This is a genomic window from Mycobacterium sp. AMU20-3851 (assembly GCF_043974665.1).
Lineage (GTDB): Bacteria > Actinomycetota > Actinomycetes > Mycobacteriales > Mycobacteriaceae > Mycobacterium.
This window is the reverse complement of sequence record NZ_CP146371.1, coordinates 3,142,931-3,158,335: the sequence shown is the minus strand read 5'-3', so window position 1 is coordinate 3,158,335 and position 15,405 is coordinate 3,142,931. Positions and strand designations below refer to the sequence as shown.

11 protein-coding genes are annotated in these 15,405 nt (G+C 68.2%); 8 read left to right on the top strand and 3 right to left on the bottom strand.

The window, feature by feature from the left end:
• Positions 1–81: 81 nt before the first annotated feature.
• A complete protein-coding gene (locus V4U86_RS15020) occupies positions 82–1,710 on the top strand; it encodes a hypothetical protein (RefSeq protein WP_395306777.1) in 1,629 nt (542 codons plus the stop codon).
• Between the two features lie 52 nt (positions 1,711–1,762).
• Here V4U86_RS15020 and V4U86_RS15015 read toward each other — a convergent pair whose 3' ends face one another.
• The gene (locus V4U86_RS15015) at positions 1,763–5,536 is read right to left on the bottom strand and encodes an alpha/beta fold hydrolase (RefSeq protein WP_395306776.1); all 3,774 of its coding nucleotides are present in this window, start codon (positions 5,534–5,536) and stop codon (positions 1,763–1,765) included.
• Between the two features lie 374 nt (positions 5,537–5,910).
• On the opposite strand from V4U86_RS15015, the gene V4U86_RS15010 reads away from it, so the two are divergent.
• From V4U86_RS15010 to V4U86_RS14985, 6 genes are read left to right on the top strand one after another with little or no spacing between them, the layout of a single operon-like run.
• Positions 5,911–6,582, top strand: coding sequence for a hypothetical protein (locus V4U86_RS15010; RefSeq protein WP_395306775.1), 672 nt, complete (start codon positions 5,911–5,913; stop codon positions 6,580–6,582).
• 19 nt (positions 6,583–6,601) lie between these two features.
• Positions 6,602–8,797 (top strand): hypothetical protein, encoded by a 2,196-nt coding sequence (locus V4U86_RS15005; RefSeq protein ID WP_395306774.1) that lies wholly within the window; start codon positions 6,602–6,604, stop codon positions 8,795–8,797.
• A complete protein-coding gene (locus V4U86_RS15000) occupies positions 8,790–9,731 on the top strand; it encodes a glycosyltransferase family 2 protein (RefSeq protein WP_395306773.1) in 942 nt (313 codons plus the stop codon). The genes V4U86_RS15005 and V4U86_RS15000 overlap by 8 nt, the downstream gene beginning before the upstream one ends.
• On the top strand, positions 9,728–10,210 hold the full coding sequence (locus tag V4U86_RS14995) for a hypothetical protein (RefSeq protein WP_395306772.1): 483 nt from the start codon (positions 9,728–9,730) through the stop codon (positions 10,208–10,210). Before V4U86_RS15000 ends, V4U86_RS14995 begins: the two co-directional genes overlap by 4 nt.
• 8 nt (positions 10,211–10,218) lie before the next feature.
• Positions 10,219–11,013 carry a glycoside hydrolase family 16 protein gene (locus tag V4U86_RS14990; protein WP_395312056.1) on the top strand — a complete coding sequence of 265 codons (795 nt, stop codon included), beginning with the start codon at positions 10,219–10,221 and terminating at the stop codon, positions 11,011–11,013.
• Positions 11,010–12,299: a glycosyltransferase family 2 protein gene (locus tag V4U86_RS14985; protein WP_395306771.1), complete on the top strand. Its 1,290-nt coding sequence runs from the start codon at positions 11,010–11,012 to the stop codon at positions 12,297–12,299. Before V4U86_RS14990 ends, V4U86_RS14985 begins: the two co-directional genes overlap by 4 nt.
• Here V4U86_RS14985 and V4U86_RS14980 read toward each other — a convergent pair.
• The gene (locus tag V4U86_RS14980) at positions 12,270–13,859 is read right to left on the bottom strand and encodes an MFS transporter (RefSeq protein WP_395306770.1); all 1,590 of its coding nucleotides are present in this window, start codon (positions 13,857–13,859) and stop codon (positions 12,270–12,272) included. The genes V4U86_RS14985 and V4U86_RS14980 overlap by 30 nt on opposite strands.
• A complete protein-coding gene (locus V4U86_RS14975; RefSeq protein WP_395306769.1) occupies positions 13,859–14,581 on the bottom strand; it encodes an LppX_LprAFG lipoprotein in 723 nt (240 codons plus the stop codon). The genes V4U86_RS14980 and V4U86_RS14975 overlap by 1 nt, the downstream gene beginning before the upstream one ends.
• Positions 14,582–14,666: 85 nt before the next feature.
• On the opposite strand from V4U86_RS14975, the gene V4U86_RS14970 reads away from it, so the two are divergent.
• Positions 14,667–15,266, top strand: coding sequence for a riboflavin synthase (locus V4U86_RS14970; RefSeq protein WP_395306768.1), 600 nt, complete (start codon positions 14,667–14,669; stop codon positions 15,264–15,266).
• Positions 15,267–15,405 lie beyond the last annotated feature (139 nt).

The window sequence follows — 15,405 nt, the reverse complement described above, 5'->3', positions numbered from 1 at the left end:
TATTGTGACAGTCGTTGTCCTGCAATAGCATTCGCGGCAGCCATATCTGGCTGATCACCCCTCGGAAAAATTAGGAGAACCGTGTCACTCGCTGTTAAAGCGGAACCGGGGCGCGAATTCTGCACCGCGCCGGCGTCGTCCGCACCGTCGAAGAAGAAGCTGTTCGTAGCTTCGGTAGCGATCACCGGGGCGTCCGTCATGGCCGTCACGCCGATGGCGTCCAACGCGCCGGCCCTGGAATCCGCCCAGCACGCAGCGCAGGCCGCGCAGCAACGAGCAGTCGAGCTGGCGGCGTTCGAGAACCCGCTCATCGTTCTCAACGAGACGTTCTCGAAAGCGTTTGGGCACCTGAGCAATCGGGGACGCGAAGTGTCGGCGACCCTGGGCCCGAATCTGGGAACGCTGCTGGGCAACCCGCAGCTCCAGCGCGAGCTGGCGACGGCTCTGTTCAACCCGTTCACCACCATTCCGGCGGTCCTGAACAACCTGGGCGAGCACCGCGAGACATTGATCACCGGTATCCAGGGGTCGATAGCCGGCGGAGCGGCGCACAATGCCAAGTTGCTGGGTGTCATCCAGAACTCGCTCACCAACCTGTTCCGCGGGCAGTTCACGGAATCCTTCGCCTACCTCAATGACTGGTTTATCTTCGGTCTCGGCGAATCCGGCTGGCCGCTGTACCCGAGTCTGGAAATTCCCGGCAAGGTTGCACGTTCGATCGGCGCCCCGGCCATCGGTGCGGTCCTGGATGCCCTGCTCGTCGGTGACACCACACTTGCCGGCTACCCGCACGCACTGCTGGTGCCCTACGTGAGCGCCATCTTCCGGTTCACCGACAGCCTGGACGAGATTCGCGCATCGGTGGTCGCCGGTGATCTGGCCAGCGTCGTCAGCCATGTCGTCAACCTCCCTGCCAAGGTGGTCGGCGCCTTCCTCAACGGCTACCGCCCGAGCATCGCCCCGGAGTGGTCGGTCTTCCCCGGCCTGCTGAGTGAGGGCGGGACGATCGACGGATTCTTGGTCCAGTACCCGAAGCTCTTCGCCGATGCGCTGCGCAACCTCACGGCGCCCCGCTCGGCTCAGAGCGCGGTTTCCGAGCTGGACAGGGTCTCCTCGCCGGCTGTCGCCGATGAGGCCGACACGGTGACGCTGACCCTGGACACGGTCTCCGGTGGCGGCACGCAGGTTCAGCAGGTGGTGGCCGTCGGCGATGAAGACGAGGGCGAGGGCGAGGGCGCCGAGCAGGCCCCGGTGGAGGAGGAATCCGCCGCGAGCGGGCCCGGCACCGACGAGGCATCCGAGGTCGAGACCGACCCCGCGGCTGACACGGCTGCCGAGTCCGCCGAGCAGTCCGACACCGTGGACAGCGAGACGGGTGCCGAGGCAGGCACCGAGAGCGATGCCAAGGCTGACGACGCGGCCGGTACCGAGACCGAGACCGGCACGGATGGCACGCCGACGGACGCGGCCGACACCAAGGCTGACGACGCACCCGACGCCAAGGCAGAAGCCAAGGCGGAGAAGAAGGCAGCCAAGGCAGAGCAGAAGGCCGCCAGGGCAGAGGCACGGGCCGCCGCCAAGGCCGCCCAGGCAGAGGCACGGGCCGCCGCCAAGGCCGACCGAGCGTTCGACAGCAGCACCGGCTCGGGTGGGGCCGGCGAGTCCGACAGCGGCTCCGCCGGCTCGGGCAGCGGCAACGACAGCGAGTAGTTTCACCTGAACACAGGTACGGCCCCCTCTCCGGAGGGGGCCGTACGTCGTTTCACTGCAGGTTGAGTGCCTCGGCCACCCGGCCCACATGCGGCTCCCGCACCACCGAGTCGTGATCACAGTTGATCCGCTGCATGGTGAGCTCGCCGGTCAGCAGCTTGGGCCACACCCGGTCATCGTCGCGGTTGAAACTGCTGAGCAACAGCAGGGTGCGCCCGTCATAGGGCAGCGGCCGATGAAGCCGTCCCACCCGCACGCCGACCTCGCGCAGCGCGGCGACCTTCTGTTCCGGGGTGCCGTCGACGATGCCGGCCAGTGGAAGCCACAGTCGCTGGCGCCACAGCTCCCAGGGTGCGGCCGGATCCTGTTCCAGCAGAGTCGATCCGACGTCAGGCAGCTCCCGGCGTGCGGCCCGCACGGTGCGCGGCGGCAGGAAGGGGTCGAGCAGGGTGACCAGTTCGACGTCGTGGCCCAGATCCTTGAGCCGGTTGGCCACATCGATGGCGATGAAGGCGCCGAGCGAATGGCCGGCCAGGGTGTAGGGGCCTTCCGGCTGCAGTGCCAACAGATCCCGCAGATGACGCCGTGCCGCCCGCCCGATCGTCCAGTCCGGGAACGCCCGGTTCTCCAGACCTTGCGCCTGGAACGCGACGACGGCGGTGTCCCGATCCAGCCGGTCGGCGAGCGGCACGAAGGACAGCGCCGATGCACCCGCGCCGGCGAAGCAGAAGATCGTGCTGCGGGTGGCGTCGGTGGGCGGTCGCAGCAGCACCGTGGTCGGCGCGATGCCCTTGTCCCGCACCACGGCGTCCCCTTCCAGCCGCGCCGCGACGATCTCGGCGAACTGGGCGACGGTCGGGGCGACGGCGAGGTCGGACGAGGTGAGCCGCACGCCGTGGTGCTCTCCGAGCAGGCTGATCATCTGCTGGACGTTCAGCGAATCTCCGCCCAGGGCATAGAAGTTCTCATCCCGGCCCACCTCGGTGACGCGCAGGATGGTGGCCCACGCGGCCGCGATCCTGGCTTCCAGGCCCGGGGCCGGTGCGATGATCGGTCCGCGGGACGGCGCGGGCAGGGCCCGACGGTCGACCTTGCCGCGTTCGTTGCGCGGCAGGGCGTCCAGCATCACCACGTGGGTGGGAACCATCCACGCGGGCAGCCGGGTGTGCAGCTGGGCGCGTACATCGGCCACCGCGGGGCTGCGGAGTTCGGGGTCCGGTGTCACGTATGCGGTCAGCACCGGGGTCTCGGCCTGCTGGTCGGCCAGGACCAGTGCCTCGCGGATGCCGGGGCAGTCCAGCAGAGCGGCTTCGACCTCGGCGGGCTCGACCAGGTATCCGCGGATCTTCACCGCGGCGTCCATGCGGCCCAGCACCACCAGCACCCCGTCCTCGGTGATCCGGGCCCGATCGTTGGTCACGAACGTCCGGCTGCCGTCCGCGTTGGTGGTGAACGTGGTGGATGCGTTGTCCGGCTTGAGATATCCGGCGGCCAGGTAGGGTGAGCTGACCGTCAGCCGGCCCTGTTCGTCGATCGCCAACCGCTTGTGCGGTACCGGAACGCCGGCCGGGATGACGCCCGCCGGGATCTCGTCGCCGGGCCAGATGTCGTAATGCGCGATCCCCAGCGTCTCGGACGAGCCTGCCCAGTTGGTCAGGACGGCATGGGGCGCCAGGTCACGGGCCCGCCGGATGACGTTGCTGTACACCGGTTCTCCGGTCGTCACGATCCGCCGCAGACCAGGCAGGGTGCGATCCCCGGCGGCCTCGGTCAGGGACTGCAGGAACGACGGTGTGCACATCAGGATCTCGACATCGGCGAGTCGATCGAGAGCCGCGGCCGGGGTGCAGTTGCGGGGATCGACGGCGGTGACCTCGGCGCCCGACAACAGCGCGCCGATGAGTACGTTGAGTCCGGCCGCGAAACTGACCGGCATGCAGAGTGCAACCCGGCTGTCCTCGACGATGCCGAACCGGTCGCGATGAAGTACCCAGTCGCTCAGCCATGTTCCGTTGACGTGCAGGACGGCCTTGGGTTCACCGGAGGACCCGGAGGTGAACTGGATACTGGTCACCGTCTGCAGCCCGATCTCGACCTGTGCCACGGTGCCGGTCGTGGTCCGCGGCGGCTGCCCTGCCGGCCACACCACGTGGTCGGTGGCCAAGGTCTGCGCCAGTGCGTTGTTGGACTCGTCGACGACAATGGTGTCCAGGCGGCGGCCCTGCTCGGTGAGGGCGTCGAAGATATGCGTCATCCGATCCTGCGGCAGGCCCGGATCCAGTGGGACCAATGGGGCGCCGGCAGCGAAGCTGCCCAGTACGACGGCCGCGGTGTGCGGGTTCAGGTCGCCCACCATCGCGACCGCCGCCGCCGGATCATCGCGGCCGGCAAGGGCGGACCGCCAGGCCGCGGCGGCCGATCGCAGCGCGGCATAGCTGACCGAACCATGCTCGGTGCGTAGCGCCACCTGAGTCTTCTTCCGCTCTGCGATCTGCTCGAATCGCTCGCTCACGGAATCACATTCGACCGGTGCGACGTGGGACAGATCCGGCCGCGCCGGAGGCATCGGGGGGCTGTCGAGGGTTTGTCCGCGCGGGGTGAGCGCGATCTTGCGCAGCAACGCGATCGTGGGCAGCGCGACGACCAGCGTGATGAGCAGTTCACCGGCCAGATAGGTGTATCCGACCGCGTTGATGCCCCATCGCGGGGTGGTCACGATGACGCCCACCACCACCAGCACCCCGAGCAGTACCTGCGAGACGACCGCGAGGCACAACCTGCGTTGCAGCCGAGCCAGCGCGGTGTAGATGGTCGTCAGCGCCACCGCCGGCAGTACCAGTGCCATGACCCGGATCAGCGTGGTGCCGTTCTCCGCGTAGTGCGGACCGAGGATGCCCAGGATCAATGGGGCCGTCGCCAGCAGCGTCAGGCAGCCCGCCACCGCCGAGCCGCCGCACAGCAGCACGAATCGTCCGGTGCAGGCCCGTACGTCGGCTCCCGGGGTGGACGCCGCCGCGATGAACGGAGCGGATGTGGCGACGATCAGGGCGCCGAGGGTGTTGACCACCAACCAGCACATCGAGAAATAGGCGTTCATCTCGGTGCCCAGCTGAGCGACCACGATGAGCGGGACCAGCAGGGGCACGATCACGTTGATCGCGTTGATCGCATACGAACTGGCAAAGAAGTGGAACAGTTCGCGGCGTCCGGGCAGATCGGGGGTGCCTGTGCGGCTTCGCGTTTCGCGGGCGATGATGCTGACCGCGATGACCGCGGTGATGACGGCGGCCGGCAGCACCCAGGACCAGACGATCGCAGCGCCGGTGGCCAGTGGGATGAGGGCGGCGACCAGACCCAGCTTCACGGTGGACTGGCTGATGTTCTTGATCGCGATGGTGCGGGCCCGACTCAACCCGATGAGGATCTGATCCTGCAGCGTGTAGATCGCCAGCACCGCCACGAACATGGGGAACAGCAGCATCTCGACCCGGGTGGGGAACAGCTGCCCCCGCGGCCCGACCGCGAGGAAGACGACGCCGAACAGCAGTGCCGCGACGGCGACGAAGGCGGTGCCCTCCCACACGATGCGTTGCGTCCGGCCGCCGGCCAGTGGCAGGAACCGTTCGTACATGCTGCCGAGGCTGAAGTTGGCCAGGATCGCGATCAGCGTCGCCGACGAGATGATGGCCGAGGCGCGCCCCACCTCGGCGGTGTCGTAGCCGCGTGCGGCCACCGTCCAGAAGACGAAGCCGAGGATGCCGGTGGCGGCACTCGATGTCATCACCGCGGCGATGTCGATGCCGAGTCCATTGCCGGCGCCCGTCACCGCCGGGACGGGAACCCTCAGATCCGCAGGGGGAGTTGAAGGTCGCTGGGTGCGCAGGGCGTCTGGACTGCCTGTCGTCGGCATGCGAATGGGGTCCTAGCGGGGGCGTGGCGCGTTCGGCGGGGCCGGTTGCGGGTGGCAGGAGGGCGGTCGATGGCCGCCGAATGGAGGATACCCAGAAGTCTCAGCATTGGTTAGCCTACCCAAACCAGTGATACGCATCATACCGGTCCAGGTAGCCGCCACAAGCGCGCCCAGGATTGCTAACCTCCGGTGCAATTGAGACGAACCCCGTTGCGCTGACGGTATTTCCAATGCAGCGACGGGCGGTCCCGCGTCTCGTGAACAGTGAACGCCTCCGTGGCGCAGAATGGGTGAGGTACGTGCGTCTCGGTTCGACAGCCCGGCTGACCGGGTGGGTAGCGCTGGTGCCGCTGGCGTACTTCGCGGCCGAGTGGGTGGTCGCAGCGTCCTGGCGCGGTCATTACGGCTACCGCGACCAACTGCTCGGCCCGCTCGGGATGGCCTTTTGTGGCCCGGTCGGCAACTGGCCCTGCAGCGAGATCTACCGGGCGATGAACATCGCCCTGGTGGCCACCGGTCTGGCGGTGGCGATCGTCGCCCTGAGCCTGCTGGTTCAGCGGTCGGCGCACCGCGGTGCCGCCCTGCTGCTGGTCGCGGCGGGCCTGGCGCTGAGCGTCGCCGGTGCGGTCACCCAGCATGCGAGCTATTCGGTGAACCTCACGGCGACAGTGGTTTTCATGGCGCTGGGATCCATCAGCGCGTTACTCATCGCGGTGCACCCCGCAACGCACATGTCGGGGGAGCGGCGCGTTGTCGCCGTCCTGGCCGGGGCGACCGGCCTGATCGGCTACTTCATCTACGCCAGTGGCCACGACGTCCTCGGCCCCGGCGGGGCGCAGCGCGCGTCCATCTACGGCATCCTGATCGCCGTCATCGCGGTCGGCACAGCCGGTTTCGGCACGGTGGCCCGCGACGACGTCCGCGCCGCCGACACTCACGGACTTCTCGAGGTATCACGGTGAACGACCGGCGGTTTGAGCCATGACAGCGACTCTCGAATCGGTCGTGGGGGACAGTTCACCCGATACCGGTGCGCGGCGGCCCGCACGACGAGTACGGCTGTCGCGGGTGCGGCCGGCCGATCTGGCGGTGGCCGGAGCGGTGGCCGGAGCATTCGCTCTCGCGGACCTGCCGGTTGTGCCGAGTGCGATGAGCCTGGCGGTGTTCATCGCCATCGGCCCGGGGGCCGCGGTGCTCACCTGGGTTCGGATACCGCGGCGGGCCATGTTGTCCACGGTGCCGGTGCTCGGTGCGGCGATCACCACATTGGTGGCGATGGGGGCGATGTGGTCCTACCGCTGGAGTCCGCCGGAGATCCTATGGGTGCAGGTGGTCGCGGTGTGCGGCAGCAGCGCCTACTGGTACTACCGCAGGCGCAGCACACCGGCGGCCGCCTGGACCGTGAGTCGCTCACGGCTGCTCGGCAGTCCGGTGGTGACCGGGGAATCCCTACTGCGCAGGCATCTTTCGCTCTTGCTCAGCGTCGTTGCGGTGGCGCTGTGGCTGGTGGCCGTGCCGGGACTGCCCGGCGTCGACGCGAGCTTCTACGGCCTGTTGTTCTCCGGTACCGGCCCGGTCCTTGCGGTGTGCATCGTGTTGTGCACCTGGGCGCTGTTGGTGGCGGTCCGCGACCGGCGGGTGATTCCCGCGGCCGTCGCGGTCGCCGCGGCGATCGTCGTCGCCCGGGTGACCACCTTCGTCGCGACCGAGGTGCCGCTGTACGACTGGACCTACAAGCATCTCGCGGTGGTCGACTACATCATGGTGCACGGCCGGATCGCGCCGGACGGAACCGACATCTACGCGCAGTGGCCGGCGTTCTTCGCGATGTTCGCCTGGTTCAGCGAGGTCTCCGGACTGGCCCCGATCACCATCGCGCACGTGTTCGCTCCCATCATGCACGCGCTGATCGCCGTGAGCGTGAACTGCGCCGCGCGGGTCATCGGGTGCTCCCGCCGTACCGCGGTGACCGCCGCATTCCTCGCCGAGGTGTTCAACTGGGTTGGCCAGGACTATTTCTCGCCTCAAGCCTGGTCACTGATGCTGGTGTTCGGCATGATCGTGCTGCTGCTGGCCTCGCCGCGCTGCCCGGCGGCCGGGGTGCTGGCGATCGTGGTGTTCGCGGCGACGGTCCCGACCCATCAGCTGACACCGTTCTGGGCCGTGGCGGTGGCATGCCTGCTGTGTGTGGTCAGACGAGCACGGCCCTGGTGGATCTCGGCTGTCATGGTGGTCATCGTCGGCAGCTATCTGCTGCTCAATCTGGAGGCGGTGCTGCCGTACGGCATGTTCTCGGGCAGTAGCGTGGTCAGCAATGCCACCAGCAATGTGGTCACCTCGGGCATGCCCGCCAAGGATTTCACCTCTGCGGTGGTGCGGACACTGTCGTTGACGGTGGTGGTCTGGGCCTTCTGTTGCGCGGTCTGGTTGTGGCGGCGGAAGCGACCGGTGATCGGACCGGCCATCGTCGCGTTCTCCTCGTTCGGGCTGCTGCTGGGCCAGAACTACGGCGGGGAGGCCATCTTCCGGGTGTACCTCTACGCACTGCTCGGCTGTGCGCTGCTGATCGCGCCGTCGGTGGTCGGTGCGGTGGACCGTTCGAAGATCGGGCCCCGTGCCGTGATGACACGCACCGTCGCCGTGCTGGGGTTGAGCGGACTGTCGCTGGCCGGCCTGCACGGGTATGTCGCGCTGTGGCCGATGGTGATCGAGACCCGCGCCCAGGTCGATCTGATGAACTCGATCACCGAGGACGCCGATCTGCGGACCCGTCTGGTGATGATGCGCCTGGGCGGTATGCCGACCCGCCTGAATGCCGACTATGCCGACGTGGTGCTGTTCAACCCGTACTTCGACGAGACGATCGCCTATGACCTCTGGGACGGCCAGGACCCCGAGCTGGCGCAGTTGAAGCAGAACTTTCCCGCCGACGACGACATCAAGGTGCTCAACGAAAACGCCACCCGGGAGGCGTATATGGCCTATTTGATGTTCAGCGAGCAGTCCGACAAGGCGGTGCGCTACTACGGCGACTACCGCCCGGAGGCGATCGACATCCTGCAGGACGCCCTGCGGGACTCACCGAACTGGACCGTGTTCTACGAGGACGGCAACACGCTGGTGTTCCGGAGCATCAACCAGGAGAAGATGGGCGAAGGGAACGCCGACGGTGAATGAGACCGCGCCGCTCACCGCGACCAGCCTGTCCATTGTGGTGTGCTGCTATACCGCCGCACGGCGCGCACAGGTCCTTCGGGCCGTCGATACCGCGCTCGAGCAGATCGGCACCTGCGACCAGATCATCGTGGTCGTCGATCACAACGAGGCCCTGCTCGAGGACCTCTCGGATGTGCTGCCCCCGTCGATCACCGTGACTGCGAACACCTTCGAACGCGGACTGTCCGGCGCCCGCAACACCGGGGTAGGCCGCTCGGTGAACGAGGTCGTCCTGTTCCTCGACGACGATGCCGCGCTCACCGCCGGAGCGCTGGACGCGGCGCGGCAGGCGTTCGAGGACCGTTCGGTGGTCGCCATCGGGGGCGCGGTCGAGGCCGACTGGCAGCTCGGCGCCGCGCCGGGCTGGTTCCCCGCCGAGTTCGGCTGGGTCGTCGGATGCGATTACCGCGGGTTGCCGGCCGGCGGCGAGCAGATCCGGAATCCGATCGGTGCGGCGATGGCGGTGCGACGGGACGCCCTCAACCGGATCGACGGGTTCTCCAGCCGACTCGGACGGGTGGCCGACCTCCCGGCCGGCTGCGAGGAGACGCTGATGGGCGTCCAGTTGCGTGCCGAGTTCCCCGACCGGCGCATCATCCGGCACACCGCATTCCGGGTGTCCCACCATGTCCCGACCGACCGGTCGACGCTGCGCTATTTCATCCGGCGGTGCTACCAGGAGGGGCGATCCAAGGCCTCGCTGACCCGTATCGCAGGACCGGCCGACGCGCTGGCCAGCGAGCGGAGCTACACCATCCGGATCCTGCCGTCGGGCGCCTGGCACGCTCGGCGCAATCCCCGCCGGGCTCTCGCGCTCATCATCGGGTTCCTTTGCACCGCAACCGGTTACCTCACCGGTATGGTGCGGACCACTCCCTCGGAGATGGCACGATGAACGCGCTGATCCAGCATCCCCGACTTCGACCGGCGGCCACGGCGGTGATCCCGGCCTACCTGGTGGCCGCCTGGCTGTTCCCGCCCGCGACGGGGGTGGCCTCGGTGCTCGCCGGCCTCGGTGTGGCGGTGGTGGGCGCCGCGGCGGCACGGCACATCGTCGGTCCCGCACCGGCGATCCTGCTCGCGGCGGCCGGGACGGCCCTGGCGTTGTCCGGGATCTCCGCGGACCGGTCCTGGGACGCCGCGCTGGTGACGGCGTTCAGTGTTCTCGGTGCCGTCGCAGTGTTCCTGGCCGGCACCGACACCACCCTGGCGGCACCGTGGCGACTGCTGTTCGCTGCGGCCGGCGTGCTCGCCCTGGTCGGCTACTTCGGTGCGGTCGGCGGTGACCCCGCCCATGCTGTGCCGCTGGTGGCCTTCCCCGTGCTGGCCGCGGCCTTCGCCCTCGGGTGGGTGCGCCGCAGGGTACCGGTGTGAACCGGCCCATGCGGATCGTTGCACTGCTGGTCGTCAGCCTGATCCTGGGTGCTTGCGCCCTGGTCGGCACCGGTACCGCAACCGGTCAGCCACGGGTGCTGCTGAACGCCGACTTCGACGGACCCGCCGGTACCGCTCCGGATGCCATCTGGCACGCCGCGATCGGGGGTGGCGGTTGGGGGAATGACGAAATCCAGTTCTACACAGACCATCCGGACAATGTGAGCCTCGATGGGAACGGTCACCTGGTGATGACGTCACGACGGGAGGCCGACGGGCGGATCACCTCGTCGCGACTCACCACCCAGGGCAGCTTCGAGTTCACCTTCGGTCGCGCCGAGGCGCGGATCGCGCTGCCCGCCGGGACCGGCCTGCACCCGGCATTCTGGTTGCTCGGCGCGAATCTGGACGAGGTCGGCTGGCCGGCCTCCGGCGAGATCGATGTCATCGAGACTCTCAATCACGCGACCGAGTGGCATTCGACGGTGCACGCGCCACAGGCCGGAACCGAACGCGGACAACAGCTCTCGGCGTCCGGGCCGGTTCCTTTCCCGCTGGCCGGGGTTTTCCGCACCTACTGGGTGGAACGCACCCCGGGCCGCATCGTGACCGGTGTGGACGACCTGACGTTGCTCACCGTCACGCCGTTGAACCTGCAGGACGGAGCGACCTGGGTCTTCGACCAACCCTTCAACCTGCTGTTCAGTCTTGCGGTCGGGGGTACCTGGCCCGGCCCGGTGGACGCCTCGACACCGTTTCCGGCATCCATGCTGATCGACCATGTGAGGGTCACCGAACTATGAACACCGAGCTCGCGATCGAACCGGTGATGGCGACCGACGGGGCGCCGGAAGGCGTGCACGCACGCTGGATCGGCTGCCTGGACGTCGACCGTGTCGGCAACCACGATGGGCCGGTGCGGGTCTCGGTCTCCGACCGCAACGGTTACCGCCGGGCCCGCATCCTGCTGCGCAGCGGGTCCGAGCCCATCGACTTTATCGAAGCCGATATCGTCGACGGGGCGGTGACCCTCACGTTGCCGCGTCCGGCGCGCGAGGACGTTCGGGCCCCGGTCACGTCGTCGGCACCGATCTCGATCGTGCTGTGCACCCGTGAGCGGCCCGAGGATCTGGCGGGTGCGCTGGCCTCGCTGCGCGCGGTGGACTATCCCGATTTCGAGATCGTGGTGGTCGACAACGCACCGAGTACCGACGCCACCGAACGCGTCGTCGCTGCGGCCGGCGACCCGCGGATCCGCCGGGTCGTGGAACCCGTTGCCGGACTGTCCAATGCGCGCAACCGCGGCCTGCGGGCCGCGAGCCACGACATCGTGGCGTTCACCGACGACGACGTCGTGGTCGATCCGTACTGGCTGCAGGCACTGGCCCGCGGATTCGACCGATCCGATGACATCGCCTGTGTCTGCGGGATGGTGCCCAGTGGCGAACTGCGCACCACCGCGCAGGTCTACTTCGACCAACGGGTCTCCTGGGCGGCCACCCTGACCCCGCGCACCTACTCGCTGGCCGAACCACCACCGGATCTGCCGCTGTTCCCGTTTCAGGTCGGGATCTACGGCACCGGTGCCAATTTCGCGATCAAGCGCAGCGCTGCGGTGGCGATGGGCGGCTTCGACGAAGCTCTCGGCGCGGGCACCTCGACCAAGGGCGGCGAGGACATCGACATGTTCTTCCGGTTGGTCGCCGCCGGGCACACCCTGGTCAACGAACCTGCGGCCATCGTGTGGCACCGGCACCGCAGCGACGGTGCCGCGCTGCTGACCCAGGCCCGGGGTTACGGATTGGGGCTGGGCGCGTGGCTGACCAAGGTGTTCACCGACCGCGTTCATCGGCGGTTGGCACTTCGGGTGGCCCGCAAGCAGTTCCGGTCCTCGCTGCGGGCCGGCGCCGATTACGGAGCGATCATGGTGCCGCCGGCCGACCTCGGGGACAGCATCCCCAAATCGGTCGGCCGCACCGAGGTGCTGTCCGTACTGGGCGGGCCCTGGGCGCTCTGGCGGGGTCGGCGGCAGGGCCGCCGACCCAAGCCGATACAGGAATCAGGACTGTGGGGGAGCCGGGGAGGCTGACCTACCGGAGACGTCCCGCTGCCGGTCACCGTCGGAGTCCTGTGCGTCGGGGGCGCTGCGGTCACTGATCAGCAGCGAGGCCACCGCGCCGACCACGCACACCACCGCGGTGATCGCGAAGATCTCACCGTATTGCATGGTGTAGGCGATCCGGGTGTTCTCCATCAGTTGTCGTCCGGCATCCATCATGTTGCCGGTCTCGACCACGGGCAGCGAGGCCAGAATCTGGTTGAAGCGGTACAACCCCCACGCCGAGAGGGCAGCCATACCGATCAGCATGCCGATCATCCGCGCGACCACCACTGCGGCCGAAGCGATCCCGTGTTCGGCAGCCGGCACCACGCGCAGCGCGGCAGAGGTGAGCGGGCCGATGACCAGACCCAGCCCGAAGCCGGCCAGCGCCAGATCGGTGTCGAACGTCGGCAGCGTGAACAACCCGAAATCGTGGCGGGCTGAGAGCACGTTGACATCCCAGTGTGAGATGAGCCAGTAGGCGAATCCGGCGATCAGCAGGCCGACCACCGCGATCGGCCGGTCCCCGAAGCGGGTGGCCAGCCAGCCACCGAGCAGCGCGCCGATCGGCAGGGCGACGAGGAAGCGCAGCAGCAACCCGGCCGCGCCGATCTGGTCCATGCCGAGCACGCCCTGACCGAACAGTTCGACGTTGACCAGGGTCACCATCAATGCCGCGCCGGCGGTCAGCGAGGCGGCCAGGGCGGCGAGGAAGGGCCGGAACTGTACGCCCGCCGGTTCGAGAAGGCGGGTGGTGGCCCTCTTCTCCCAGACGAAGAATCCGATGAACGTCAGGACGGCCACGATCAACAGCGGGATGCCGTAGCTGGGCAACAGGTTCTTGCCGTCCGGAGACGGGTTGTACAGGCCCACCACCGCCAGTCCCAGTGCGATGGCCAGCAACACGCCGCCGACGACATCCACCTTCTGCTTGGGCTCGTCCTTGTCGCGGGCCGGCAGGCTGAAGTGGATCATCACCATGGCGAGGACGGCCATCGGCACGTTGATCCAGAAGACGTCGCGCCAGGTGTTCAGCGCCCACACCACCGCGATGCCGTACAGCGGGCCGAGAACGCTGCCGAGTTCCTGGGCCGCGCCGATACCGCCGAGCACCGCGGCCCGGTTGCGGGCGGCCCACAGATCGGCGGCCAGAGCGAGGGTGACCGGGAGCAGGGCGCCGCTCGCGGTGCCCTGGATGACCCGGCCGATGATCAGCGTGGTGAGGTCACCGGACAACGCGGTGACCACCGAGCCGACCGCGAAACCGACAAGGCTGGCCTGCAGCACCAGCTTTCGACCGAACCGGTCCGAGGCCTTACCCAGCAGCGGCATGGCCGCGATGTACCCGAGCAGGTAGCTCGTCACGATCGGCGTGACCTGCTGAATCTGATTGATGGGGATACCGACATCGCGCATGATGTCGGTCATGATCGTCACCACGACATAGGTGTCGAGGGCGCCGAGCATGACCGCCAGGCTGCCCGCGCTGATGGCGATGCGGCGGCTGGAGGCCGCCGAACCCGCCCGGTGGCTGTTCGCCGCCGGCATCAGCTGCCGGGCTTCGTGACGGTGACGTTCTTACCCCAGTCGGTGAGGGTCATCGTGATGGTGTTCCCGGCCGAGGGCTCCAGCATGACCTGAGCCAGCTGGTGATCGCCGTCCTCACGGATCCACGCGGTGCCCGGCGCGGGGGCGGTCGCCTTCAGCTGCGGGGCGATCTTGTTGACCGCATCAGCCGGGACGGTGCCGGTGATCTTCACCGCGTCGGATCCGCTGACTGCCTCCCGGCCGACGGCCTTGGCGTCGGTGAAGCTGGACAGCACGTTGGCCAGGCCGTTGTCCGGGTTCAGGATCGCCGAGATGTCGTAGATGTCGGCGGCCGGTCCGAAGTTCTGCATGTTGCCGCCCTTGGTGATGGCGCCGTAGAGATCGCCGTCCACGACGACGAACCCGACGTCGGTCAGCTTCTGGCCGAGGAAGATGAGGTCGGCGGTGCCCTGGGCGGCGACCGCCGGGGCGTTGGTCAGGTCACCGCTCAATGTCGCGATGGGCAGTTCCTTGATTTCGCCGTTGACCGTCAGCTGCAGATGCACGCTCTGCTCGCTGCGGGTGGTTTCGGCGGAATCGGTGAGCAACGTGGCCGCGTCGGGCAGCGGCGCGTCGTTGGTCTTCGACCCGCAGCCGACCAGGGCTGCCGAGCCGAACAGGATGGCCATCAACATGGCGGAGAAGGTCAGGAGGGACCGGACTGCACGGGGGCGCGTCTGCATGCTGTGCATCGTAGTAGGTCTAATCGGGTGGACCCTGGCTACGTGTCCTGCCGGGGCCCGGACGGCGGCGGTTACCCTTGCCCCCATGTTCACCGGAATCGTGGAGGAGCTCGGCGAAGTCGTCGGCAAAGAAGACCTCGCGGATGCCGCGCGGTTCGAGATTCGCGGGCCCGTGGTCACCTCCGACGCGGGCCACGGCGACTCCATCGCCGTCAACGGGGTGTGCCTGACGGTCGTCGAGGTGCTGCCCGGCGGTGCGTTCACCGCCGATGTGATGGCCGAGACCCTCAACCGTTCCAGCCTGCGCGCGGTCGGCGTCGGCAGTCAGGTGAATCTGGAGCGTGCGGCCGCGGTCAACAGCCGCCTCGGCGGCCACATCGTGCAGGGGCATGTCGACGGCACCGGTGAGGTCATCGCGCGCACCCCCTCCGAGAACTGGGAGGTCGTGCGGATCTCGCTGCCCGATGAGCTTTCCCGCTACGTCGTGGAAAAGGGCTCCATCACCGTCGACGGCATCTCGTTGACGGTTTCCGGGCTCGGCGAGGACTGGTTCGAGGTGTCCCTGATCCCGACCACGCTGTCGCTCACCACCCTCGGTGCCGCGGCTGTCGGCACTCCGGTGAATCTCGAAGTGGATGTGATCGCGAAGTACGTAGAGCGGCTGATGGCTCAGCGCGACCGCTGATTCTTTGCTCAGCCCGCCGATAGCAACACGCCGGTGCCTCCACCGAGACGCCCGGCACGCACGAAGAATTTGTGCCCGGCAGTCGGAGATGACGTCTCCGCTCGGGGTTCTCCGGCGGGGATATCTGGCTCATCGCGCC